The following is a 22,755-nucleotide window of genomic DNA, read 5'->3' on the forward strand; positions in this document are numbered from 1 at the left end:
TCATTCGGCTGCCTTGGTCTGGCCTGTGGCCAATGGATCGCGCGCGAAGCGCAATGTCACTTTCGTCCCACCGTTGTCGGCGCCCGAAAAGGTCATGTCGCCAGAGTGTTCCTCGACGATCTTCTTGACGATCGCCAGGCCCAGACCGGTGCCCTTCTCGCGAGTGGTCACGTAGGGCTCGAGGATCCGGTCGACGCTCTGCTTGGGCAGCCCTACTCCGTTGTCCGTGATCGCGACCGTGCAATAGCGGTCGTCGAAAGCCACCTCGACCGCGATCCGGCCGCGATAGTCGGGCTCGGCATTCAGCCGCCGTGCTTCCACCGCTTCGGCGGCGTTCTTGAGGACGTTCGTCATCACCTGGCCGAACTGATGGCGATCGCAGGCCAAGGTAGGCGGATCGTCGGTCGAGGAGAACGTGTAGTCGATCTCGGGACGCGCGATTTCCTGCAGAAACATGGCTTGCCGGACGAGATCGACCGCATCTTCCTGGCGGAAAACCGGCTTGGGCAGGCGGGCAAAGCTTGAGAATTCGTCGACCATGCGCCGCAGATCGCCGACCTGGCGGATGATCGTGGCGGTAAGCTCGTCGAACAGTTCGCCGTCCTGGATGATCTGCCGGCGATAGCGCCGGTTCAATCGTTCGGTGGCGAGCTGGATCGGCGTCAGCGGGTTCTTGATCTCGTGCGCGATCCGCCGGGCGACATCGGACCAGGCCGCCTGCCGCTGATCGACGAGCTGGCGGGTGATGTCCTCGAACGTGATGACCCAGCCGGCCGCCGCCGGTGCCAGCTTTACCGCAAGGGTCATGAGCTCGCCCTCGCGGTTTCGGTGGACGATGCCGCTCATGGTGCCGCTTTGCATCATCGCCGCCATCTCGGGCGCAACATCGGTGATCTTGAGCCCGACGGGCCCTGACCCCTCACGGTCGAGCAGAAGCTGCTGCGCCGAGGTGTTCATCAGCTGGACCTCGCCCCCACGGTCCACCGAAACAATCCCCGCCGACATGGCCTGCAGCACCGTTTCGATGAACTCCCGGCGTTCGGCGAGTTGGCGATTAGCCCCGAGCAAGGCCGTTGTCTGCTGCTCGATCTGCCCGGTCATGCGATTGAACGCCCGGTTGAGCAGGCCGATTTCGTCGGGTCCCGTCCGCCCTTCGATGCGTAGCGCATAATTGCCCGCGCCGACCTGGCGCGCGGCGGCGACGAGATCGGTCAAAGGTCGGACTTGCCGGTCGGCGAAGCGCAAGGCGAACCACACGGCCAGCCCGACGAGCGCGAGCGACGCGGCGAACAGCGCTATGTTGAATTGCAGCTGCTTGCGCCGCGCCTCGATGATCAGGAGATCGTAGGCGGCGAGCACGGTCTGTGCTCGCTCCCACTGGCGGATCGCCTGCGTATCGGACTCGCGCGCATTGTAGAGGAAGATGCCGCTCGCACGGTCGATTGCGGCCACCGCGACGATACGGTCCTGGCTGGCCGCCACCACCACGGATTCGCCGGCGCGAAGCTGCGGAAGTGCGGCCTGCACTTCCTGCCGCACCAGATCGCCTTCGCTCGGGTCGACGATCGCCACGATGTTGAGCGTGCCCTCGGTCCCTTGCTGTACGATGGCGCTGCGCGACAGTTCGCGCTGGTAGGTCTGGAGCGCCCACTGTTCGAGAAAATCGGCATCCGTCAGCCGCATCCGGGACAGGATATAGCGCAGGTCGCCCGCCATCAGCAGCGTGTTGTCGGACACGCTGCGCTGGTTCTGGTCGTAGAAGTCGCGGGCCAGCGTCCGCGCATTCTCCAGCACACCGCGCGACCGGTCCGAGAACCAGAACTCGACCCCGGACTGGAACAGGATACTGGCGAAGACCGCGACCAGCAGCGTCGGAACTGCCGCCACCAGTGAAAAGAAGAACACGAGCTTCACATGGAGGCGCGCGGAACTGTCGCCCGCCCGGCGGATCGCGAGGCGCCTTCCCCACAGGACCAGCAGCGCCAGCGCCGGGATCAAGGTGCCGACAAGAAGCGCAGCGGCCTGGAGCGAAGGCAGCGGCTCGGCCGTCGATCCGTCCCGCGAGAGCGCGAGATAGGAGATCGCCAGCATGACCGTCAGCGTGGTGGCCGCAATCACCTCGAGCCAGAAAAATAGGTTGATCCGCCGCGCCGTGATCTGGACGCGCCGCCACCAACGCGGGGCTGATCTCACGCGTGGAGTTTCGACAAAAGTGGCGGCATCGGCCATCGTTGCAATGTTACAACGGCGCTGTTGCAACTTTGCAAGGGGATTTTGCAGTTCGTGCGCTAGTCCATGCGAGAATTGCGTTCGGGGTCGATGGCGAGATCGTTGAGGCGCTTGCGCAAGGTGTTCCGGTTGATCCCGAGAAGGGCGGCCGCCCGCAACTGGTTGCCATCCGTGCGGCGCAAGGCATGTTCGAACAGAGGCCTTTCGAAAGCGGCAAGAGCGGCGTGGTAGAGATCGCCGTCCTTGGGCCTCTCCCGCGCCATCCAGGCTGCGAGTGCCGTGGACAGATCGACGGTGCCTGCCTCGTCTGGCTGACTGCCCTGCTGTGCAACGATGCGCTCGATCGTGGCTGCATCGATCGTTTCGTCCCGCGCCACCAGGGCAGCGCGATAGACGACGTTCTTCAATTCGCGGACGTTGCCCCGCCAAGGTTGGTCGGCCAGCACCTTCAGCGCCTTGGCGTCGAGGGACCGCGAGGGCAGGCCTTCGGATGCGGCCATGCGCAGGAAGTGCCGGGACAGCGCGTCCACGTCCCCCTCTCGGTCCCGCAGCGGGGGAAGCTGGATCGGGACGACGTTGAGCCGGTAGAACAGATCCTCGCGGAAGGTGCCCTCCGCGATCATCGGCGCGAGATCGCGGTTGGTGGCCGCCACGATCCGCACGTCGACCGCGATCTCCTCGCGCCCGCCCACGCGGCGGATACGGCCGGATTGAAGCGCCCGCAGCAACCGCGTCTGCGCTTCGGCGGGCATGTCGCCGATCTCGTCGAGGAACAGCGTTCCCCCCTGCGCCTGCTCGAACTTGCCGATGACCCGGCTCACGGCGCCGGTGAAGGCACCTTTCTCGTGACCGAAGAGCTCGCTCTCGATCAGATCGCGGGGAATGGCCGCGGTGTTGACGGGCACGAACGGGCCCGACTTGCGCTTGCCGAGTTGGTGGATCGCTTCGGCAACCAGTTCCTTGCCGGTGCCGGATTCGCCGAGGATCAGGACCGACAGGTCGTTGCCGAGGACCCGGGCGATCATGCGATAGACTTCCTGCATGGCAGGACTGCGCCCGATGAGCGGCATCCCGTCGCCCATTTCCGCCTCGTCCACCGAGCCGCCGGCGGAGCGCTCGGCAGCCTGGTTGGTCGCCCGGATCAGGTCGTCGAGGTCGAACGGCTTGGGAAAATATTCGAAAGCCCCGGTCCCTGTCGCGCGAACCGCTGTGTCCAGCGTGTTCTGGGCCGAGAGAATGATGATCGGCAGATCGGGATGCGATTGCTGAACCGTCGGCAGGGTTTCGATGCCGTCCCCGTCGGTCAGGAGGACGTCCGTCAGCATGACGTCATAGGACCGGGCGGCGAGCATGCGGTCGCGCTCCTCGACGCTTTCGCACCGGTCGACCTCGAAGCCTTCGTCCTCGAGCGCGGCGATGATGACCGTCGCGATCGCGAAGTCGTCTTCCACCAGCAGGGCGGCCTTGGGCATCGTTCTCTCCTAGCGGACCATCGGCAGGTGGATGCGGAAATGGGTTAGGCCAGCCGACGCATCGCGCTCGTGCGTAATCCGGCCGTTCATGTCGCGCACCAGCTTCTGCACCAGCGCGAGGCCGAGCCCCTGCCCATTGGGTTTGCTGGTGACGAAGGGCTCGAAGATGTGATCGCCAAGGGCGGGATCGACGCCTTCCCCATTGTCGCTGACCTGGATCTCGATCGGGAGCTTTACGGGGCGGCCCAGGCGGATGACGTTCATGACCAGCCCGCTGACGAAGCGCGTGCGGATGGTGATTTCCGGTCGCGCCGCGCCAGAGCAGGCATCGCGCGCATTGGCGATCAGGTTGACCAGCACCTGCACCAGCGCGCCTTCGTTGGCGAGGACGGGGGGCAGCGAAGGGTCGAATTCCTCCCTCAGAAAGTCCGCACCCTGGCTGGCGGGAAACACGGTGTCGCAGGCCCGGTGGATCGCCGCGTGGAGGTTGAGCGGGGCGACAGGTTCGGGCTGTTCCCTCCCCAACCGCTGCATGCGGTCGATCAGTTGCGCGATCCGGTCGACCTCGTCGGCGATCAGGCCAGTCAGCTTCTTGGCCTCCGGCGTCGCCTTGCGGGCGAGGAGCTGCGCCGCGCCGCGAATGGCCGCCAGCGGATTCTTGATCTCGTGAGCCAGGATCGCCGGGCCCCTGAGCGGCGCCGGGCGCTCGTCCTCCGACAATCGCTCGCCCTGCCCCGCGTCGGACAAGGTCAGCACGCGCCATCCCGGGTGTGCCGCCATGCCTGATGCGGTCAGGTTGATGCGCATTTCGCGCTCGCCGATGCCGATCGGTATGCCTCGCGCGGTCAGCTTGGGGTCGTCGTCGCCCATGCGCTGAAGGATGCGCTCGTCGATGGCGACGACTTCATGAAGTCGCGTGCCCTTGAGGCGCCGGGCCGAGATGCCGAGCAAGTCCTCCGCGGCGGGGTTGGCTTCGTGAATCAGGAAACTCTCGTCGACAAGAAGGAAAGCGAAAGTCAGGCCGGCTATCTGGTCGGCGGTCGTGGGCGTGCCGGAAGCCGCCGGCGTCACGCGGCGCGGCGCCTGAGAAACGGTTCGTAGAAGCGGGCGATTTCGCCCTGAACCTGATTGGCGTCGGCGATGAAGTTGACCTTGTTGCGGAACTCGGCCGAGCCATGCAGGCCCTTGGTGTACCAGCCTACATGCTTGCGCGCGACCTTGACGCCCACGTCGCGGCCATAGAGTTCGAGCATTCCTGAGTAATGCTCGACAAGCGTCTGATATTGCTCATCTACGTCCGGAGCAGCGATACGTTCCCCGGTGCGCCACCAGTGCATCACCTGGGCGAGCAACCAAGGCCGCCCGTAAGCGCCGCGGCCAATCATCACCCCGTCCGCGCCCGATTGCTCGAGTGCGCGGGCCGCATCCTCCACGTCGCAGACGTCGCCGTTGACCACGACCGGGATCGACACTGCGTCCTTGACCTTGCGCACGAAGCTCCAGTCGGCCGATCCGCGGTACATCTGGTTGCGGGTGCGACCGTGGACGGTGATCATCCGCACGCCCAGGTCCTCGGCGATGCGCGACAGTTCGGGGGCGTTGAGGCTGTCGTGGTCCCAGCCCATGCGCATCTTGACGGTGACGGGAATCGACACCGCTTCGACCGTCGATTTCATCAGTTTCGTCGCCAATCCGACCTCGCGCATCAGCGCCGAGCCGGCCAGCGTGCCGACGACCTTGCGCACCGGGCAACCGAAATTGATGTCGATGATCGCTGCGCCGCGATCCTGCTGCAGACGCGCGGCTTCGGCCATCGCGACCGGGTCGCAGCCGACGAGCTGCATCGAGACCGGTTCCTCGATCGGATCCCACGCCGCCTTCTGGACTGCCTGGCGCGTCTCGAGGATGGCCGACTGGCTGGCAATCATCTCCGTCACGTTCAGGCCGGAGCCGTAGCGCCGCACCATCCGCCGGAATGGCAGGTCGGTCACGCCGGTCATCGGCGCGAGGACGACCGGGCAGTCGATCTTCACGTCGCCGACCATGATCGGCCGCAGGGGCGGTGGCGGGGGGAGGACGTCGGTCATCGGGGTCTGCCTAAAATATGGGCAGCCGCATAGTGGATTGCGAGGGGGCAGGCAAGGCGGTAGGCGCGCGGACGCCATGGCCGCCCTCCCCCCTTTCGCCACGATCATAGTGGCCGCCGGCAAGGGTTTGCGCGCCGGACAGCCGGTGCCCAAGCAGTTCGCCCCGTGGCGCGACAAGCCGCTGGTGCGCCATTCGGCCGAGGCGCTGGCCGCCCAGGGCGCGTCGCAGATCGTCGTCGCGATTCCGGAAGGTGCGCGCGAAGTCGCGATCGAAGCGCTTAGCGCGATTCCAAACACCCGCACTGTTCCGGGCGGGACAACGCGGCAGGAATCCGTCCGCAACGCGCTCGAAGCGCTGGTGGATTTCGCGCCTGAACTGGTGCTGATCCACGACGCCGCCCGCCCCGAGCTCCCCGTGGAAGTGACCGAGCGGCTGCTCCTTTCCCTGGCCGATCATCCGGGCGCCATCCCCGTTCTCCCGGTGGTCGACAGCATGGCGCTGGACGAAGGCGGGCTGATGGCCGGGACCGCGCCGCGCGAAAAGCTGCGGCGAGTCCAGACGCCGCAGGCGTTCCGCTTCGCCGACATTCTTGCCGCGCACCGCGCGTGGCAGGGCGCTTCCGATGCCGGGGACGATGCCCAGGTTGCCCGCGCCGCCGGCCTGGAGGTCGCGCTGATCGAAGGCGACGAACGGCTGCGTAAGTTGACCTTTGCCGGCGACTTCACCACCTCCGCCACCATGAGCGCCCTTCCCGTCCGCACCGGCACCGGCTTCGACGTCCACCGCCTGGCCGCGGGGGAGGAGCTTTGGCTTTGCGGCTTGAAGATCGAGCACACCAAAGGCCTGGCCGGACACAGCGATGCCGACGTGGGCCTCCACGCCGTGGTCGATGCGATCCTGGGCGCCTGCGCGCTGGGCGACATCGGCGACCACTTCCCGCCGAACGACCCGCGCTGGAAGGGCGCCCCGTCCGCCCAGTTCATCGCCCATGCAGTCGCCCTGGCCGAAAAGGCCGGCTACGCGGTCGGCAACGTGGATCTGACGCTGATCTGCGAGGAACCGAAGATCGGCCCCCATCGCCAGGCCATGCGCGCCAAGCTGGCTGAACTGATGGGTGTCGAAGCAGGACAGGTGAGCGTGAAGGCCACGACAACCGAGCGCCTCGGCTTTACCGGCCGCGGCGAAGGCATCGCCGCTCAGGCCGTGGCAACGATGATCGCGTCCCGCGACGCAACTGGAGTTTGAAACGCATGAAGACGAGCAAGCTGTTTGCCGTGGGCCTTGCGCTGGCGGCCATGGGAAGCGCGGCGACCGCGCAGACGGCGCAGGCCGCCCAGTGCCTCAGCGAAGCGGAGATTTCCGGCCTCGTGGTCTATGCCATGCCCAGCGTCATCAGCGCCGGGCAGACGACCTGCGCCAAGCAGCTGCCGGCCAACGGCTTCATGGCCACCGGCGGCGCGAAGATGGCCCAGCGCTATGCCGCCAGGGGCGATGCGAGCTGGCCGATGGCCAAGGCGGCGTTCTTCAAGATCGGCAAGCTGAAGCCCAAGGACACGGCGATGTTCGCGCAGCTGCCCGACGAGGCCGTGCGCCCCCTGTTCGACGCTCTGGTCGAGCAGATGGTCGCGCAGGAGATCAAGCCGGGCTCGTGCCGCAACATCGAGCGGCTGGTCCAGGTGCTCGACATGCTCTCACCCGAACAGGCCGGCACCCTTTCGGGCGTGATCGCCGCGCTGGCGCTGGGCGACGACAAGGACGTCAAGATCTGCCCGGCACGCAATTCGTGACGACTTCGATGCTGCTGCCCAAGGACATCACCGACCTAGCGCGCCGGGTGGTCGAGGAGAACCGCGCGATCGGCCGCACGGTCGCGCTGGCGGAAAGCTGCACCGGCGGCCTCGTCGCAGCGGCGCTGACCGAGATCCCTGGCTCCTCGGCCGTGCTCGACCGGGCCTATGTCACCTATTCCAACGAGTCCAAGCGCGAGGCGCTGGGTGTGTCGGGTGACGTCATCGAGGCGTTCGGCGCGGTTTCCATCGCCTGCGTCTACGCGATGGCGCAGGGCGCGCTGCACAACAGCCGGGCCGACGTGGCGGTGGCGATCAGCGGCGTGGCAGGGCCCGACGGGGGCACGGAGCACAAGCCGGTCGGCACGGTGGTCTTCGCCCGCGCACTGCGCGACAGCGAGGAGCGCGAGGCCGAATCCAGGTTGTTCGAAGCCGCCGACCGCGCCGGCGTGCGCCATCAGGCGACGCTGGCGGCGCTCGAGCTTCTCTTGCCGTAGAGGTCTTCGGCCCGCGTCTCGAACGCGGCGACCATCTTGCGGAAGGCGCGGTCGAAATACTGCCCGGCCAGCGCTTCGAACATCATGTTCTTGAACTTGAAATCGACGCAAAAGTGGATTTCGCAGCCGCCGCCTTCGGTGGGTTCGAAGGTCCAGACGTTGTCGAGGTCTTTCAGCGGCCCGTCGACGTAGACCACTTCGATCTCGTGCGGGCGTTTCTTGTACACCTTGCTGGTGAACTTCTCCCGCAGCGCCTTGAAGCCGACCAGCATGTCGGCGACCATCTCGGTCTCGCTGTCCGACTTCACGCGCGTGGCCACGACCCAGGGCAGGAACTCGCCGTAGCGGGCCACGTCCGCCACCAGGTCGAACATTTCCTCGCAGCTGTACGGCAGCCGCCGGGTTTCGCGAATGCCGGGCATCAGGCCTGCTGTTTCGCCAGTTTCGCCTCGCGCGCCGCCTTCATCTGCGCGAAGTCGTCGCCTGCGTGGTAACTCGAGCGGGTCAACGGGCTGGAGGCGACCTGCAGGAAGCCCTTGGCCCGGGCGATCGCGGCATAGGCGCTGAACACCTTGGGCTCGACGAATTCCTCGACGCGGGCGTGCTTTGGCGTCGGCTGGAGGTACTGGCCCATGGTCAGGAAATCGACGTCCGCGCTGCGCATGTCGTCCATCACCTGGTGCACTTCGAGCCGCTGTTCGCCCAGGCCGAGCATGATGCCCGACTTGGTAAAGATAAGCGGGTCGTGCGCCTTGACCTCTTCGAGCAGGCGCAGCGAGGCATAGTACCGCGCGCCGGGCCGGATGGTCGGGTAAAGCCGGGGCACGGTCTCGAGGTTGTGGTTGTAAACGTCGGGACCCGCTTCACAAATCGCCTCGACGGCGGGGCGCATCTTGCCGCGAAAGTCCGGCGTGAGGATTTCGATCGTGGTGTTCGGCGTCTCGCGGCGCAGGGCCTGGATCACCTTGACGAACTGCCCCGCCCCGCCGTCCGGCAGGTCGTCACGGTCGACGCTGGTGACCACGATATGCTCGAGGCCCAGCTTGGCCGCGGCGGTGGCGACATGCTCGGGCTCGAGCGGGTCGACGATGCGCGGCATGCCGGTCTTCACGTTGCAGAAGGCGCAGGCCCGGGTGCACACGTCGCCCAGGATCATCACCGTCGCGTGCTTCTTGGTCCAGCACTCGCCGATGTTCGGGCAGGCGGCTTCCTCGCACACGGTGTTGAGATTGAGGTCGCGCATCAACTGGCGCGTTTCGTGGTAGCCCTTGCTGACAGGGGCCTTCACGCGGATCCAGTCGGGCTTGCGCTGGCGCTCTGGCCGGGGGGCGCTGGCGAGATCGTTCATGGATGGCCACTTAGGGATGCGACTTGAATCTGGCAATGCCGCGCTGCCCCATGGCCCGCTTGCCAGCCGCATTTACCCGACTTAGGGCGCGGGCATGACGAACGACGCATCCCCGCTTGGCGGCCTGCTCGAAGGCTACCGCCGTTTCCGCGAAGGGCATTGGGAGGAAGAGCGCGAGCGCTGGGCCTCGCTGGCCGAGGGTCAGTCGCCCAAGACAATGGTGATCTCCTGCTCGGACAGCCGGGTCGATCCCTCGCAGATCTTCGACGTCGCGCCGGGCGAGCTGTTCGTGGTGCGCAACGTCGCCGCGCTGGTCCCGCCGTTCGAGACCACGCCCGGCCAGCACGGCGTCTCCGCCGCGCTCGAGTTCGCGGTCCAGTTCCTCAAGGTGAAGGAAATCGTGGTCATGGGCCACGGCATGTGCGGCGGGTGCCAGGCGGCCCTCACCCAGGACCTGCACGGCAACAAGCTGGGCGAAGGCGGCTTCGTGGCCCACTGGATCGATATGCTCGACGACGTGCGCGAGCCGATCGCGGCCAGGCTGGGCACGACCGGGCGCGAGGCAGAGCGGGCGATGGAGATGGCCGCGGTCAAGGTCAGCCTGGCCAACCTGCGCACCTTCCCCTGCATCCAGGACAAGGAACCGACTGGCGAGATCGCCCTGCGCGGGGCTTACTTCGCGATCTCCGACGGCGTGCTGTACCTGCTGGACGAGGCGAGCGGAGAGTTCCGGGCGGCTTGATCGCTTGCCCTGTGGCCCTTCGCAGGCCAGACAGGCGCCCATGTCCGAAGCCGCTCTCCGCAACATCGCCCTGCTGATCGACGCCGACAATGCGAGCCATCGCGGGATCGACGCGGTGCTCACCGTCCTGGCCGAGCTGGGGCAGGTCAACGTCCGCCGGGCCTATGCCAACTGGGCCAAGCCGGCGCTCAAGGGGTGGAGTGCCACCACCCATCGCTACGGCCTGCAGCCGATGCAGCAGTTCGACTTCACCAAGGGCAAGAACGCGACCGACATCGCGATGACGATCGACGCGATGGATCTGCTGAGCGCGGGTAAGGTCGACGGGTTCGGCATCATGAGCAGCGACAGCGATTTCACGCCGCTGGTGATGCGGCTGCGTCAGGCCGGCCTGACCGTCTACGGCTTCGGCAGCAGCAAGGCGCCCGAAGCGTTCAAGACGGCCTGCTCCCGGTACATCGATGTCGAGAAACTCGTGGAGGCCGCCGAGACCGAGGAAGACACCGCCCCGGAGGCGTCGGAAGAGAAGACCAAGGATTACCAGGAACTGCTCGATCTGCTCGCCGCGGCCTGGAAGGCGGCAAAGCGCGATGCCGAAGGTTATGCATCGCTGAGCGAGGTCGGGAACATCGCCGGCAACCGTTCGAGCTTCGACGTGAGAAATCACGGCTTCAAGCGCTTGTCGGACCTGTTCCGGGCCGACGAGCACTTCCGGGTGGAGGACCGGGCGGGCCATTTGATGGTCAAACGCGTTCGCTAGGGCACGTTTTGCCCCCTGCCCCGTTTGTCGCCCAACGGCTCACGGGGAGAAATCATGGTCGACAAGTCCGAACAATTCACCTGGCTGGTACGCCTCGGCTATTTCGCGCGCGGGCTGACCTACATCCTGCTGGGCTATCTCGCCCTGGGCACCCGCGCCGCGCCCGACGAGGGCAACCAGGCGGTGTTCGACATGCTGCAGGAAGTCCCCTTCGGCGAGGCGATCCTCTACCTGATGGCGCTCGGTCTGCTGGCCTATGCGCTGTTCAAGTTCGCCAGCGCCTTTGCCGACGTGCAGAACCACGGCAGCGACAAGGAAGGCTTGCTCAAGCGCGTGGGCGACGGGGCGAGCGGCGTGGCCTACCTGATCCTGGCCTATGCCGCGCTGCAGTTCGCCCAAGGCGACAAGCAGTCGGCCGAAAGCGGCGCGACGCAGCAGAACGTCTCGACGGTCCTGGACTGGGGCCTCGGCCCGCTGGTCATCGGCCTGGTCGGACTCGGCTTCCTCGTCGGCGCCTTCATGCAGGCCAAGGCGGCCGCGACCGCCAACTTCATGAAGCGAATCAGTTCGAACGCCCCTGCGGCAGTGGAACCCCTCGGCCGTGCAGGATCGGCCGCGCGGGCGGTGGTCTTCGCGATCATCGGCTACTCGCTGGTGCAGGCCGCGTGGCTCGACAGTTCGAGCCAGGTGAAGGGCTTGGGCGAAGCGATCCTCTCGCTGCGCGGAAGCGGCTGGACCTATACGCTGGTGTGCGTCGGGCTGATGCTGTTCGGCGCGTTCAGCATCGTCGTGGCGCGCTATCGCATCATCCCCGACATCCAGCGCGGCGACCTGAAGCCCAAGCTGCGCTGATCAGGCGGCGTCGAAGGCGTCGAGGATCGGGCACGGCCCGGCGCCGCCCATCGCGCAGTCCTTCGCCAGCTTGGCGAGCGATGTCCGGGCCCGTTCGAGCGAGGCGATCTGTTCGTCCAGCGCGGCGATCCGCTCGCGCGCCATGGCCCGGGCGCGGGGGCGGTCGTCTGTCCGGTCCAGTTCGATCAGCTCGCCGATCTCGGCCAGGGTGAAGCCCGCCGCCTGCGCCTGGCGCACAAAGCGCAGGCGGCGCAAGTCGTCCGGGCCGTAGTGCCGGTTGCCCGGCGCCTCGCCGGTCGGAACCGCCAACAACCCGCGCCGCTGGTAGAAACGGACTGTTTCCACCCCCACTCCGCCGCGGACGGCCAGGTCGGAAATGCGCATCGCAGACATCGCTTGACTCCGTACCGTGGTACGCAGGGCATAAGCGCCGCATGACAGAGTTGGAACCCCGAATCGCCCGCCTCTACCGCATGGTGATGGACAAGCACGTCTGCCCCTACGGCCTCAAGGCGAAGTGGCTGCTCGAGCGCGAAGGCTACACGGTCGAGGACCATTGGCTCACCACGCGCGAGCAGACCGATGCCTTCAAGCGCGAGCACGGCGTGGAGACCACCCCGCAGTTGTTCATCGCCGGCCAGCGGATCGGCGGCTACACCGAGATCCGCAAGCACATCGGCAAACCCCTGCCCGACCCGCAGGCCACCAGTTACACGCCCGTCCTGGCGGTCTTCGCAGCCGCGGCGGGGCTGGCGATGGCGGTCAGCTTCTTCGCCTATACCTCGCCCTTCACCATTCGGGCCGCCGAGTGGTTCGTCAGCTTCAGCATGGTGATCCTGGCGATGCTCAAGCTGCAGGACATCGAGAAATTCTCGACCATGTTCGTCGGATACGACCTGCTCGCTCGGCGGTTCGTGCCCTACTCCTACGCCTACCCGTTCCTCGAGGCGGGCGCCGGCATCCTGATGGCGGCACACGCGCTCGACTGGCTGTCGATCCCCGTGGCGCTGGTGATCGGAACGGTCGGTGCGGTCAGCGTGTTCTACGCGGTCTATGTCCAGAAACGCGCGATCAAGTGCGCCTGCGTCGGCGGATCGGGCAACGTGCCGCTGGGCTTCGTATCGCTGACCGAGAACCTGTTCATGGTCGGCATGGCGATCTGGATGCTCGCCCATGGTTGAGAACAACGGATCCCTTCAACCAACTGATTTGCAGACCAATGAAAGCTTTATGATGAGAGTCGCAACCACGGCGCTTGCCGCCACGTTTCTTGCCTTTCCCGCCATCGCATCGGCTCAGGATCATTCCGCGCATGGAGCGGCAGGGCAAACGCAACCTGCGCCTGCCGACGAACCGGACCCGCAGGGCGAGCAGACGCCGGTCGACCATGCCGCCATGGGGCACTCGGTGCCGACAGCGAACGGCGCCGCGACCGAGCCGGCCATGGATCACTCCGCCATGGATCACGCCGCGATGGGTCATGGGGCGATGAACCACGAGACTATGGACCATTCTGCAATGGGCCACGGCGCAACGCCTCACGGTGCCGGCAAGGGGTCAGGCACCGCCTTGCTGCCGCCCAACGAACAGATGTCTCATGGCCCGATGGTGGGCCTGGGCGGCGATGCATCGCTGATGCTGCACGGCTTCGTCTGGCCGGTCTACACCAACCAGTCCGGCCCGCGCGGCGACGACAAGTTCTACGTCCAGTCGATGGCCATGGCGACCGTCGAGAAGCCCTTCGAAGGCGGCAAGTTCACACTGCGCACGATGATGAGCCTCGAACCTGCGATGCGGCACGACGGGTATCCCAATCTCTTCGCCACCGGCGAAGTCGCCTATGGCGAGCCGCTGGTCGACCGGCAGCATCCGCACGATCTGTTCATGGAGCTGGCCGGCAGGGTCGATCTCGACCTCGGCGGCGGTCTGGACGGGTTTCTCTATGGTGGCCCGGTGGGCGAGCCGGCCCTGGGCCCCAGCGCCTTCATGCATCGGGCCAGCTCGCGGCTAAACCCCGAAGCGCCGATCACCCACCACTGGTTCGATTCGACCCATATCGTCTACGGCGTGGTCACCGCCGGGGTCGCGGGCGCCAACTGGCAGCTCGAAGGCAGTGCTTTCCGTGGCCGCGAGCCGGACGAGTTCCGCTGGAACATCGAGACGCCCAAGCTCGATTCCTGGAGCGTGCGGGCAAGCTACGCCCCCTCGCCCGCCTTCCTCGTCCAGGCCAGCTACGGCCAGATCGAGGAGCCGGAAGCGCTGCACCCGGGCGAGAACGAACATCGCACGACCGTGTCCGCGCACTTCAACAACGACCGGGGCCTGTCGGCGATGGCCGCGTTCTCGGCCAAGGACCGGGTACCCGGCGACACGCTGACGGCATGGCTGGGCGAAGTGAACTGGGATCTCGACGACCATCACACGCTGTTCGGCCGGGTCGAGAACGTGAAGAACGACGAGCTCTTCCCCGATCATGCGGACCCGCTGCACGACACGCCCTTCAGGGTGTCCAAGTTCCAGGCCGGATATGCCTACCGCCTGTCTCTGGGGCCGGTGAACCTCGCGCTCGGCGGGACGGTGTCCGCATACGCCAAGCCTTCCGCGCTCGATGCCGCGTATGGCAGGAATCCGATGGGCTACACCGTGTTCGCCAAGCTCAGCCTGGGCGACTGAGCCTCAGCCGAGAGTGCACTGGACCGCGCCTTGGGCGCGGAACAGGTCGGCGCCCTGATCGTCGGATAGCCTCACGGCGCCTTCGAAACGCAGGTCGCCGGCGCGCGAGCCGGGCCTGGCCGAAAGGTCGAGCACGCGCCCGCCGCCGCGATAACGCGACCCTGTTCCCGCCTCGAGCGGCTGGCTTTGGGGATCGAGCCCGAGCCGGACGATCGCGCCCTCGATCTTGATCACCGCTTCATCCGGCATGGCCAGAGCCACCGGGGCCATCGACGTGCCCGACGCATAGGCGCAGCTGGCCCCATGAAGGTCGTTCGCCTCGATATCGCTGTAGGATATCGGCTGGAGGGTGAGTGCCGGCGGGGCAACCTCGTCCGGCTCGGCGCCGCAGCCGGCAAGCAGCAAAACGGCCGCCAGCGCCGCGCGCATCAATGCCGCCCGAACAGCTTTTCGACGTCGCCCATCGACAGTTTCACCCAGGTCGGGCGGCCGTGATTGCACTGGCCGGAGCGCGGCGTTCGTTCCATTTCGCGCAGCAGCGCGTTCATTTCGGCGACCGATAGCGTGCGCCCCGCACGGACCGATCCGTGGCAGGCCATCGTGGCAAGTACATGCTCGATCTTCTCGCCCAGCAGCAGGCCTTCGCCGTGCTTGGCGATATCGTCGGCCAGGTCGGTCAGCAGGCGTTCGGGATCGGCGCCGCGCAGCACCGCCGGCATGGCGCGCACCAGCATGGCCCCCGGGCCGAAGCGCTCGATCGCCAGACCGAACGCGGCGAGGCGCTCGGCCTGATCCTCCAGCCGATCGCAGGCCGCCTCGTCCATCTCGACCACTTCGGGGATCAGCAGCGCCTGGCTGGCGGTGGCAGCCTCCCCCGCCCCGGCCGCGCGCAGACGCTCCAGCACCAGTCGTTCGTGGGCGGCGTGCTGGTCGACGATGACCAGCCCGTCGGCCGCCTCCGCGACGATGTAGGTCTGGGCGACCTGGCCGCGCGCGATGCCGAGCGGATAGTCCTCGGCCGTGTCGGGGGCGGTCTCGGCGACTTCCGCCCTGCCCTGCGGCGCATCCATGACCTCGGCCTCGAACCCGCGCCACACCTGGCTTGCCGCGCGCACCGACGGCGAAGGTGCCGACCAGTCGCGTCCGCGAAAGATCGAGGCCAGAGCCGCAGGTTGCTCGGGCTCCACCTGCCAGCGCCCCATCGCGCCGGCATCGGGCGACTGCGCGCTGCGCCGGTCGCCGGTTGCCAGTGCCTGGCGCAGGCCGGAAACGATGAACCCGCGCACGGCGGCGGCATCGCGGAAGCGCACCTCCGTCTTGGCGGGATGGACGTTCACGTCCACCTCCTCGTTGGGCAGTTCGAGGAACAGTGCGAGGACGGCGTGCCGGTCGCGCGCCAGCATGTCGGAATAGGCGCCGCGTACGGCCCCAACCAGCATGCGGTCCTTCACCGGGCGGCCGTTGACGAAGAGATACTGATGATCGGCGACGCCGCGGTTGTAGGTGGGCAGGCCGGCTATGCCCGTCAGCCGCATGCTCTCGCGCTCGAGACCGATGGCCACCGAGTTGTCCGCCAGCTCGCGCGCCACGATCAGCGCCACGCGCGCTGCCAGTCCGTCCCCGCCCTGCAGATCGAACACCGTCCGTCCGCCGTGTTCGAGCCGCATCGATACCTCGGGCCTCGCCATCGCGAGGCGGCGCACGACATCGAGGCAGGCGGCATACTCGCTGCGCTCCGTGCGCAGGAACTTGCGGCGCGCCGGGACCCGGGCGAACAGATGCTCGACCCGCACCCTGGTGCCCGGCGGCAGCGCAGCAGGCCCTTCTTCCGCCAGCGTGCCGTGGTCGACGATCCGGCGCCAGCCCTGCGCCGCGCCGCGGACCCGGCTTTCGATCGTCAGCCGGGCGACGCTGGCGATGGACGGCAGGGCCTCTCCACGAAAGCCGAGGGTGGCGACCTGCTCGATCGCGTCGTCGGGCAGCTTGGAGGTGGCGTGCCGCTCCAGCGCCAGGGCCATTTCCTCGGGCGTCATGCCGCAGCCGTCGTCGGTAATCTCGATCCGCCCCAGGCCCCCTTCGGTCAGCGAAACGAGGACGCGCGTAGCCCCGGCATCGATGGCGTTTTCGAGCAGTTCCTTGAGCGCGGACGCGGGCCGTTCGACCACCTCGCCGGCGGCGATGCGGTTCACAAGCGTTTCGGGAAGGCGGCGGATCGTTGCCATTTGCCCCAGGGTAACGGCGGGGCGATGCAATTTCGAGGCGGACAGTGCAAAAACCCGTCGATTGCGGTACAAATTTTTGGCCTTTGCCGGGACCTTGCGTTAAGGGGGCGCCTCGTGCCGGGTCCGCCCGTCAGTCGCCAGATCAAACACCCGCCCCATTTCCCGGAAATAGCACGGAATTTCGATGAGCTCCTTCCTTTCCCGCCTCTTCTCGTTCGGTTCGCAGAACTTGGCCATCGATCTCGGTACGGCCAACACGCTGGTCTATGTGCAGGATCAGGGAATCGTGCTCAACGAACCGTCGGTCGTCGCCATCGAGACGATCAACGGGATCAAGCGGGTCAAGGCCGTGGGCGACGATGCAAAGCTGATGATGGGCAAGACCCCCGACAGCATCGAGGCCATCCGTCCGCTGCGTGACGGCGTCATCGCCGACATCGAAATCGCGGAAGAGATGATCAAGCACTTCATCCGCAAGGTTCACGGCAAGCGCACCAGCATGTTCCGCCATCCGGAAATCGTCATCTGCGTCCCGTCGGGTTCGACTTCGGTCGAACGCCGCGCGATCCGCGATGCGGCGTCCAACGCGGGCGCTTCGGACGTCTTCCTGATCCTCGAGCCGATGGCCGCCGCGATCGGCGCCGACATGCCGGTGACCGAACCGGTCGGCTCCATGGTGGTCGACATCGGCGGCGGCACCACCGAGGTGGCGGTCCTTTCGCTGCGCGGCCTCGCCTACACCACGTCCGTCCGCACCGGCGGCGACAAGATGGACGAAGCCATCGTCAGCTACGTTCGCCGCCACCACAACCTGCTGATCGGCGATGCGACGGCGGAGCGGATCAAGAAGGAATACGGCGTCGCCACCGTGCCGGAAGACGGCGTTGGCGAAGCGGTGACGATCAAGGGGCGCGACCTGGTCAACGGCGTGCCCAAGGAAATCACGATCAACCAGGGCCACATCGCCGAAGCCCTGTCCGAACCGATTGGCGCGATCGTGGAGGGCGTTCGTATCGCTCTCGAGAATACCGCGCCCGAACTCGCGGCCGACATCGTCGACCAGGGCATCGTCCTGACCGGCGGCGGCGCGCTGATCAGCGGGCTCGACGATCATCTCAAGGAGGAGACCGGCCTGCCGGTCAGCGTCGCGGAGGATCCGCTGTCGTGCGTCGCCCTGGGCACCGGCCGTGCGATGGAAGACCCGATCTATCGCGGCGTCCTGATGACCGCCTGATCCTCCGGCACAAGAAGGAGGCGAGGCGGCAATGGCTCCGCCGAACATTCGAACCACGAGCAACCGCAGGGCGCAGCTTGGCGTCTTCGCCGGGTATGTGATCGCGGGGATCGGGGCCGTGATCGGTGCCGCCCTGCTGATCATCTCGCTGTGGCAGCCGCAGGCGCTCGCGGGCCTGCGCGCGATGGCGACCGATGCGACCTCGTCCGTCGGCAGCGCCGGCGCCAGCGCGCGCGTCGGGAGCAAGAATTTCCTCGAAGCAATCAGGGGCTATTACCAGGCCGGCAGCCGCAATGCCGAACTCGAGCGCGAAATGAAGATCGCGCGCGTCAAGCAGGCCGAAGCCGAGGCTCTCCGCCAGGAAAACAACCGCCTGAAGGGCACGCTGGGCTTGCTCGAGGGCGAAACCAGGCCCGTCGCCGTCGCGCGCCTGATCGGTTCCACCTCCTCCAGCGCCCGCCGCTTCGCCTACCTCTCCGCCGGGCGCACAGACGGCCTGGAGCCCGAGATGCCGATCGTCTCGCCGATGGGGCTTGTCGGCCGCGTGCTCGAAACAGGGCGGACCAGTTCGCGGATCATGCTCCTCACCGATGCCGAGAGCATGGTCCCGGTCCGCCGGTCGGACGACGACGTCGTCGCCTTCGCCGAGGGGCGGCCCGACGGGTCGCTTCGCATCAGGCTGATCAACCTGGGGATCAACCCGCTCAAGGTCGGCGACATCTTCGTGACGTCAGGCGCGGGCGGCATCTTCCGGCCGAACATTCCGGTGGCCGTGGTCGCCGGGATCACGAAGGACGGCGCGGTCGCCAACCTGCTCAGCAACCCTGCGGCGACCGACTATGTCTCGGTCGAGCCTGTCTGGAAGCCCGAGGCGGTCCAGCTTCTGCGCAGCCCGGAACAGCCTCCGGCCGATCCGGAATGATCGATCCGATCAATCCCCGATCGCGGCGGGACGCTTTCGGCAGCAAGATCAACCGCGATCACTCGCGCGTGCTGGCGATCGGCGTTCCCTGGCTGTCCATTATGCTGGCCTCGCTGGCGCCGCTGCTGCCGATCATCACCCCGGCGCCGATCGTTCCGCCGATGGGCTACCTCTTCATGGTCGCTTGGCGCGTGGCCCGGCCTGGCCTGTTGCCCCTGTGGGCGGGAGCGCCGCTGGGGGCCTTCGACGATCTGTTTTCCGGCCAGCCCTTCGGCAGCGGAATCCTGCTCTTCTCTCTGACGATGATCGCGCTCGACCTGATCGATCTCAGGCTCCCGTGGCGCAGCTTCTGGCAGGATTGGCTCGTCGCCTCCGGCCTGATCGCGGTGTACCTGATCCTGGCGGCGCTGGTTTCGGGTGCATCCATCGAAGGCGGCCATCTGGAATTGCTGCTGCCGCAATTCTTGCTCTCCGCCATCGGTTTCCCCATCATGGCAAGGATGGTTGCACTCCTGGATCGCTTTCGCCTGCTGCGCATCCGCCGGGTCGGATAGCCATGGCGCAGAAGTATTCCGCAAGCATCCTCAACCAGACGTTCGAACGACGCTCCTTCGCGGTCGGGGCGATCCAGGGCGGGATCGGCATGCTGCTCGCCGCCCGGATGGGCTACATCGCGGTCGCCGAGAACGAAAAGTACGAGATGGAAGCGGAGAGCAACCGGGTTAACCTTTCGCTGATCCCGCCGCGCCGCGGCTGGATCCTCGATCGGGACGGTGCCCCCCTCGCCTCCAACCGGGCGGATTTCCGCGTCGATATCATTCCGGAGAGGCTCGAGGACCCGGACGGGACGGTCGAGGTCCTGGGCAAGCTTCTCGCGTTCTCGATCGACGAGAAGACGGATCTGCGGAACAAGCTGAAGACCGCGACGGGCTTCCAGGTTGTCCCGGTCAAGGGCGGGCTCGACTACGAGCAGTTCGCCGCCATCAGCGTGCGCCTGCCCGAACTGCCCGGCGTCATCCCGCAACGCGGCTTCAGCCGCTATTACCCGACCGGCCCGGCCGTCGGCCACCTGATCGGCTATGTCGGAGCGGCCTCGAAAGAGGAATACGACGAGGAGCGCATCCCCCTCCTCGTCACACCGGGGTTCAAGCTGGGCAAGGACGGCCTGGAGAAGCAGTACGAACAAACCCTGCGCGGAAAGCCGGGGGCGCGGCGGGTCGAAGTGACCGCCGGCGGGCGCATCGTGCGAGATCTGGAGACCCGCGAGGACACGCAGGGCAACTCCATCCAGCTGACGATCGACGGCCCCCTGCAGGACTATGCCGCCAGGCGCATCGGGCTCGAATCCGGATCGGTCGTCGTTATCGATTGCCTGACGGGCGACCTGATGTGCATGGCATCGATGCCCAGTTTCGATCCCAACAGCTTCTCCGACGGGATCGGCAGCGTCGAATACTCGATGCTCAGCCAGAACGATCGCGTTCCGCTGCGCAACAAGGTGCTCAAGGGCCTCTATCCGCCGGGATCGACCGTCAAGCCGATGGTCGCCATGAGCTTCCTCGAGGCGGGCCTGGATCCGAACGCGGCGACCAGCTGCGGCGGTGGCCTGCGCGTGGGCAACCGCGTGTTCCACTGCTGGAACCGCAGGGGGCACGGCAGGGTCGACATGGCCAAGGGCATCTACCAGTCGTGCGACGTCTATTTCTATCACTTCGCCCAGCAGCTGGGCATGGACGTGATTGCGCCGATGGCGAAGCGCTGCGGGATGGGCCAGGAATTCGACCTGCCGGTTGCCAGCCAGTTCTACGGCACCGTGCCCGATCCCGCCTGGAAGCTGAAGAAGTACGGCACCGAGTGGCAGGGCTACGACACCGTTAACGCCACGATCGGGCAAGGCTACATGCTGGCGAACCCGATGCAGCTTGCGGTCATGGCCGCGCGGCTTGCCACCGGTAACAAGATCATGCCGCGCCTCCTGCTCGACGGCAGCAAGCCCAAGTTCGACACCATGAATTTCCATGGCGATCACGTGCAGGTCATCCAGAACGCCATGAGCGACGTGGTCAACGGGCCGGGCACCGCCGGTCGGGCGCGGTTGCCGATCGATGACGTGCTGATGGCCGGCAAGACGGGGACCGCGCAGGTCGTTGGCCTGAACATCTCCAGCGGCAAGGGCGGCCTTTGGAAGTATCGCGACCACGGGCTGTTCATCTTCTTCGCGCCGTTCGACAAGCCGCGTTACGCGGGGGCGGTCGTCATCGAGCATGGTGGCGGCTCGGGTTCTGCCTACCCGATCGCGCGTGACGTGATGACCTTCATGTTCGATCCGGCGAAGGCCCTGGAGGCGCTTCACGCGCTCGAGAAGCAATGGGGCGGAACCGCGCAGCAGCGGCTGAACTCGCAGTACGCCTCGTTCGCCGCCGCCGCCGGAATCGACGTGCCGCCCACGCCGCAGGACCCCGTCACGGTCGCCAAGAAGGTCGACGCCGAGGCGCGCGCAGCGGTGGAACCGGCCCGGGCCGACACCGGCCCCATCGAGCCGGGGCCCGAGCCCGTGACCGGAGCCGGTTCGCCGGCGCGGGCCGCTCCCGCTACGCCCGCTCCGGTCGCGGCAAGCCCTGCTCCCCCAACCGTCGCAGGCACCCCGGAATGAGACAGTCGATCCTCCCGCCCGTCCTGGCCGATCAACCGTGGCGCGTGCTTCTGCCGCTTGCCCTGATGGTGTGTTTCAGCGCAGCCGTCCTTTACTCGGCCGCGGGCGGGTCGCTCTCGCCGTATGCCTCCTCGCAGGTGTTGCGGTTCTTCGTGTTCCTGATCGCCGCCTTCGTCATTTCCTACATGTCGACCAACCTCGCCCGGGTGGCGGCCTTTCCGATCTATGGAGTGGTGCTGCTGCTGCTGCTGGCAGTCGAATTGCTCGGTAAGATCGGCGGGGGCAGCCAGCGCTGGATCGACCTGGGCCCGATCGTGCTGCAGCCATCGGAGCTGATGAAGCCCACCATCGTGCTGGCGCTTGCCGCGTTTTATCACAATCTGCCCCCCGCGATGACCAACCATTGGCGAGCGCTGCTGCCCGCCGCCGGGTTGATCGGCTTCCCGGTGCTCCTCGTGCTGCTGCAGCCGGACCTCGGGACCTCGCTCGCCATCGCATTCGGCGGGGCGGTCACGATGTTCCTTGCCGGCCTGCCGATGCGCTGGTTCGTCGGAGCGGGCCTCGCAGGCGCGGCGGTGATCCCGATCGCCTATTTCTTTGCGCTGCACGATTACCAGCGCGCCCGGGTCACGACGTTTCTGGATCCCGAGAGCGATCCCCTCGGCACCGGCTACCACATCACGCAGTCGAAGATCGCCATCGGCTCCGGCGGGATCACGGGCAAGGGCTTCGGCAACGGCTCGCAGAGCCACCTCGATTACCTGCCCGAACCGCACACCGACTTCGTGTTCGCCACCATGGCGGAGGAATGGGGTCTCGTCGGCGGCATCTTCGTTCTGCTGGTGTTCGGCATCGTGCTGCGCTGGGGCCTGTCCGTCGCGCGCCGTGCGCCTGACCGGTTCACCCGCCTGCTCGCGGGCGGGATGACGGCGACGATCTTCTTCTACGTCGCGATCAACCTGATGATGGTCATGGGGCTCGCCCCGGTCGTCGGCATCCCCCTGCCCTTCATGAGCCATGGCGGCAGTTCGATGATGACCAACATGATCTGCATCGGCACCCTGATGATGGTCGAGCGCCACGGCCGGCGCACCCGAACTCCGGGCCTTGCCTGAATTCGAAGCCCCGCTATATGGGCCGCTCCCCGCGATTCGCGGGCCTGCCGCAACCGGCCTGTTTGCCTTGGCAGTGTGGACGCATAGCTCAGTTGGTAGAGCAGCTGACTCTTAATCAGCGGGTCCTAGGTTCGAGCCCTAGTGCGTCCACCACCCTCTCC

General features: G+C 66.8%; 22 protein-coding genes and 1 tRNA gene. 14 read left to right on the forward strand and 9 right to left on the reverse strand.

The window, feature by feature from the left end:
• From ACWPMZ_RS07355 to dusB, 4 genes are read right to left on the reverse strand one after another with little or no spacing between them, the layout of a single operon-like run.
• Positions 1–2,229, reverse strand: coding sequence for a sensor histidine kinase (locus ACWPMZ_RS07355; protein WP_455703354.1), 2,229 nt, complete (start codon positions 2,227–2,229; stop codon positions 1–3).
• 59 nt (positions 2,230–2,288) lie between these two features.
• Positions 2,289–3,701, reverse strand: coding sequence for a nitrogen regulation protein NR(I) (gene ntrC / locus ACWPMZ_RS07360; RefSeq protein ID WP_455703355.1), 1,413 nt, complete (start codon positions 3,699–3,701; stop codon positions 2,289–2,291).
• A gap of 9 nt (positions 3,702–3,710) precedes the next feature.
• Entirely contained in the window at positions 3,711–4,772 is a 1,062-nt protein-coding gene (locus ACWPMZ_RS07365; RefSeq protein WP_455703356.1) for a two-component system sensor histidine kinase NtrB, read from the reverse strand.
• Complete coding sequence (gene dusB, locus ACWPMZ_RS07370; protein ID WP_455703357.1) at positions 4,769–5,788, reverse strand: tRNA dihydrouridine synthase DusB; 1,020 nt, start codon at positions 5,786–5,788, stop codon at positions 4,769–4,771. Before dusB ends, ACWPMZ_RS07365 begins: the two co-directional genes overlap by 4 nt.
• Positions 5,789–5,864: 76 nt before the next feature.
• On the opposite strand from dusB, the gene ACWPMZ_RS07375 reads away from it, so the two are divergent.
• Genes ACWPMZ_RS07375 through ACWPMZ_RS07385 form a run of 3 tightly spaced genes read left to right on the forward strand, consistent with a single transcriptional unit; the run spans position 5,865 to position 8,073 of the window.
• Positions 5,865–7,034, forward strand: coding sequence for a bifunctional 2-C-methyl-D-erythritol 4-phosphate cytidylyltransferase/2-C-methyl-D-erythritol 2,4-cyclodiphosphate synthase (locus tag ACWPMZ_RS07375; protein ID WP_455703358.1), 1,170 nt, complete (start codon positions 5,865–5,867; stop codon positions 7,032–7,034).
• A gap of 5 nt (positions 7,035–7,039) precedes the next feature.
• Positions 7,040–7,576, forward strand: coding sequence for a hypothetical protein (locus ACWPMZ_RS07380; RefSeq protein WP_455703359.1), 537 nt, complete (start codon positions 7,040–7,042; stop codon positions 7,574–7,576).
• An 8-nt stretch (positions 7,577–7,584) separates the two neighbouring features.
• A complete protein-coding gene (locus ACWPMZ_RS07385) occupies positions 7,585–8,073 on the forward strand; it encodes a CinA family protein (RefSeq protein ID WP_455704181.1) in 489 nt (162 codons plus the stop codon).
• Here the strand turns inward: ACWPMZ_RS07385 and ACWPMZ_RS07390 are convergent.
• Both ACWPMZ_RS07390 and lipA read right to left on the reverse strand, forming a co-directional pair.
• Positions 8,034–8,495 carry a type II toxin-antitoxin system RatA family toxin gene (locus ACWPMZ_RS07390; RefSeq protein ID WP_455703360.1) on the reverse strand — a complete coding sequence of 154 codons (462 nt, stop codon included), beginning with the start codon at positions 8,493–8,495 and terminating at the stop codon, positions 8,034–8,036. The genes ACWPMZ_RS07385 and ACWPMZ_RS07390 overlap by 40 nt on opposite strands.
• Positions 8,495–9,421: a lipoyl synthase gene (gene lipA, locus ACWPMZ_RS07395; RefSeq protein WP_455703361.1), complete on the reverse strand. Its 927-nt coding sequence runs from the start codon at positions 9,419–9,421 to the stop codon at positions 8,495–8,497. Before lipA ends, ACWPMZ_RS07390 begins: the two co-directional genes overlap by 1 nt.
• 94 nt (positions 9,422–9,515) lie before the next feature.
• Between lipA and ACWPMZ_RS07400 the strand changes: the two genes are divergently transcribed.
• From ACWPMZ_RS07400 to ACWPMZ_RS07410, 3 genes are read left to right on the forward strand one after another with little or no spacing between them, the layout of a single operon-like run.
• Positions 9,516–10,163: a carbonic anhydrase gene (locus ACWPMZ_RS07400; protein WP_455703362.1), complete on the forward strand. Its 648-nt coding sequence runs from the start codon at positions 9,516–9,518 to the stop codon at positions 10,161–10,163.
• A gap of 40 nt (positions 10,164–10,203) precedes the next feature.
• On the forward strand, positions 10,204–10,923 hold the full coding sequence (locus ACWPMZ_RS07405; protein ID WP_455703363.1) for an NYN domain-containing protein: 720 nt from the start codon (positions 10,204–10,206) through the stop codon (positions 10,921–10,923).
• A gap of 54 nt (positions 10,924–10,977) precedes the next feature.
• Positions 10,978–11,775 carry a DUF1206 domain-containing protein gene (locus ACWPMZ_RS07410; protein WP_455703364.1) on the forward strand — a complete coding sequence of 266 codons (798 nt, stop codon included), beginning with the start codon at positions 10,978–10,980 and terminating at the stop codon, positions 11,773–11,775.
• Here ACWPMZ_RS07410 and ACWPMZ_RS07415 read toward each other — a convergent pair whose 3' ends face one another.
• A complete protein-coding gene (locus ACWPMZ_RS07415; RefSeq protein WP_455703365.1) occupies positions 11,776–12,168 on the reverse strand; it encodes a MerR family transcriptional regulator in 393 nt (130 codons plus the stop codon).
• Between the two features lie 41 nt (positions 12,169–12,209).
• Between ACWPMZ_RS07415 and ACWPMZ_RS07420 the strand changes: the two genes are divergently transcribed.
• Both ACWPMZ_RS07420 and ACWPMZ_RS07425 read left to right on the forward strand, forming a co-directional pair.
• On the forward strand, positions 12,210–12,956 hold the full coding sequence (locus tag ACWPMZ_RS07420; protein WP_455703366.1) for a glutaredoxin family protein: 747 nt from the start codon (positions 12,210–12,212) through the stop codon (positions 12,954–12,956).
• Positions 12,957–13,005: 49 nt separating this feature from the next.
• Positions 13,006–14,448 (forward strand): hypothetical protein, encoded by a 1,443-nt coding sequence (locus ACWPMZ_RS07425; protein WP_455703367.1) that lies wholly within the window; start codon positions 13,006–13,008, stop codon positions 14,446–14,448.
• Positions 14,449–14,451: 3 nt separating this feature from the next.
• On the opposite strand, the gene ACWPMZ_RS07430 is transcribed toward ACWPMZ_RS07425, so the two are convergent.
• Positions 14,452–14,877, reverse strand: a complete 426-nt coding sequence (locus tag ACWPMZ_RS07430; RefSeq protein WP_455703368.1) for a hypothetical protein — start codon at positions 14,875–14,877, stop codon at positions 14,452–14,454.
• The gene (mutL, locus tag ACWPMZ_RS07435) at positions 14,877–16,670 is read right to left on the reverse strand and encodes a DNA mismatch repair endonuclease MutL (RefSeq protein ID WP_455703369.1); all 1,794 of its coding nucleotides are present in this window, start codon (positions 16,668–16,670) and stop codon (positions 14,877–14,879) included. The genes ACWPMZ_RS07430 and mutL overlap by 1 nt, the downstream gene beginning before the upstream one ends.
• A 184-nt stretch (positions 16,671–16,854) precedes the next feature.
• On the opposite strand from mutL, the gene ACWPMZ_RS07440 reads away from it, so the two are divergent.
• From ACWPMZ_RS07440 to ACWPMZ_RS07465, 6 genes are all read left to right on the forward strand, one after another.
• A complete protein-coding gene (locus tag ACWPMZ_RS07440) occupies positions 16,855–17,904 on the forward strand; it encodes a rod shape-determining protein (protein WP_455703370.1) in 1,050 nt (349 codons plus the stop codon).
• Positions 17,905–17,935: 31 nt separating this feature from the next.
• Positions 17,936–18,826 carry a rod shape-determining protein MreC gene (gene mreC / locus ACWPMZ_RS07445; RefSeq protein WP_455703371.1) on the forward strand — a complete coding sequence of 297 codons (891 nt, stop codon included), beginning with the start codon at positions 17,936–17,938 and terminating at the stop codon, positions 18,824–18,826.
• Positions 18,823–19,380 (forward strand): rod shape-determining protein MreD, encoded by a 558-nt coding sequence (locus tag ACWPMZ_RS07450; protein ID WP_455703372.1) that lies wholly within the window; start codon positions 18,823–18,825, stop codon positions 19,378–19,380. Before mreC ends, ACWPMZ_RS07450 begins: the two co-directional genes overlap by 4 nt.
• Before the next feature lie 2 nt (positions 19,381–19,382).
• The gene (gene mrdA, locus ACWPMZ_RS07455; RefSeq protein ID WP_455703373.1) at positions 19,383–21,479 is read left to right on the forward strand and encodes a penicillin-binding protein 2; all 2,097 of its coding nucleotides are present in this window, start codon (positions 19,383–19,385) and stop codon (positions 21,477–21,479) included.
• Positions 21,476–22,594: a rod shape-determining protein RodA gene (gene rodA / locus ACWPMZ_RS07460; RefSeq protein ID WP_455703374.1), complete on the forward strand. Its 1,119-nt coding sequence runs from the start codon at positions 21,476–21,478 to the stop codon at positions 22,592–22,594. Before mrdA ends, rodA begins: the two co-directional genes overlap by 4 nt.
• Before the next feature lie 77 nt (positions 22,595–22,671).
• Positions 22,672–22,747, forward strand: a tRNA-Lys gene (locus ACWPMZ_RS07465).
• The last annotated feature ends 8 nt before the right edge of the window (positions 22,748–22,755 follow it).

Source organism: Tsuneonella sp. HG222 (genome assembly GCF_053819185.1).

What these genes read in the sequence shown, in the direction of transcription:
- ACWPMZ_RS07355 (WP_455703354.1), bottom strand. Translation starts at nt 2,229, where the DNA reads ATGGCCGATGCCGCCACTTTTGTCGAAACTCCACGCGTGAGATCAGCC.
- ntrC (WP_455703355.1), bottom strand. Translation starts at nt 3,701, where the DNA reads ATGCCCAAGGCCGCCCTGCTGGTGGAAGACGACTTCGCGATCGCGACG.
- dusB (WP_455703357.1), bottom strand. Translation starts at nt 5,788, where the DNA reads ATGACCGACGTCCTCCCCCCGCCACCGCCCCTGCGGCCGATCATGGTC.
- ACWPMZ_RS07375 (WP_455703358.1), top strand. Translation starts at nt 5,865, where the DNA reads ATGGCCGCCCTCCCCCCTTTCGCCACGATCATAGTGGCCGCCGGCAAG.
- ACWPMZ_RS07380 (WP_455703359.1), top strand. Translation starts at nt 7,040, where the DNA reads ATGAAGACGAGCAAGCTGTTTGCCGTGGGCCTTGCGCTGGCGGCCATG.
- ACWPMZ_RS07385 (WP_455704181.1), top strand. Translation starts at nt 7,585, where the DNA reads ATGCTGCTGCCCAAGGACATCACCGACCTAGCGCGCCGGGTGGTCGAG.
- ACWPMZ_RS07390 (WP_455703360.1), bottom strand. Translation starts at nt 8,495, where the DNA reads ATGCCCGGCATTCGCGAAACCCGGCGGCTGCCGTACAGCTGCGAGGAA.
- lipA (WP_455703361.1), bottom strand. Translation starts at nt 9,421, where the DNA reads ATGAACGATCTCGCCAGCGCCCCCCGGCCAGAGCGCCAGCGCAAGCCC.
- ACWPMZ_RS07400 (WP_455703362.1), top strand. Translation starts at nt 9,516, where the DNA reads ATGACGAACGACGCATCCCCGCTTGGCGGCCTGCTCGAAGGCTACCGC.
- ACWPMZ_RS07405 (WP_455703363.1), top strand. Translation starts at nt 10,204, where the DNA reads ATGTCCGAAGCCGCTCTCCGCAACATCGCCCTGCTGATCGACGCCGAC.
- ACWPMZ_RS07410 (WP_455703364.1), top strand. Translation starts at nt 10,978, where the DNA reads ATGGTCGACAAGTCCGAACAATTCACCTGGCTGGTACGCCTCGGCTAT.
- ACWPMZ_RS07415 (WP_455703365.1), bottom strand. Translation starts at nt 12,168, where the DNA reads ATGTCTGCGATGCGCATTTCCGACCTGGCCGTCCGCGGCGGAGTGGGG.
- ACWPMZ_RS07420 (WP_455703366.1), top strand. Translation starts at nt 12,210, where the DNA reads ATGACAGAGTTGGAACCCCGAATCGCCCGCCTCTACCGCATGGTGATG.
- ACWPMZ_RS07425 (WP_455703367.1), top strand. Translation starts at nt 13,006, where the DNA reads ATGATGAGAGTCGCAACCACGGCGCTTGCCGCCACGTTTCTTGCCTTT.
- ACWPMZ_RS07430 (WP_455703368.1), bottom strand. Translation starts at nt 14,877, where the DNA reads ATGCGCGCGGCGCTGGCGGCCGTTTTGCTGCTTGCCGGCTGCGGCGCC.
- mutL (WP_455703369.1), bottom strand. Translation starts at nt 16,670, where the DNA reads ATGGCAACGATCCGCCGCCTTCCCGAAACGCTTGTGAACCGCATCGCC.
- ACWPMZ_RS07440 (WP_455703370.1), top strand. Translation starts at nt 16,855, where the DNA reads ATGAGCTCCTTCCTTTCCCGCCTCTTCTCGTTCGGTTCGCAGAACTTG.
- mreC (WP_455703371.1), top strand. Translation starts at nt 17,936, where the DNA reads ATGGCTCCGCCGAACATTCGAACCACGAGCAACCGCAGGGCGCAGCTT.
- ACWPMZ_RS07450 (WP_455703372.1), top strand. Translation starts at nt 18,823, where the DNA reads ATGATCGATCCGATCAATCCCCGATCGCGGCGGGACGCTTTCGGCAGC.
- mrdA (WP_455703373.1), top strand. Translation starts at nt 19,383, where the DNA reads ATGGCGCAGAAGTATTCCGCAAGCATCCTCAACCAGACGTTCGAACGA.
- rodA (WP_455703374.1), top strand. Translation starts at nt 21,476, where the DNA reads ATGAGACAGTCGATCCTCCCGCCCGTCCTGGCCGATCAACCGTGGCGC.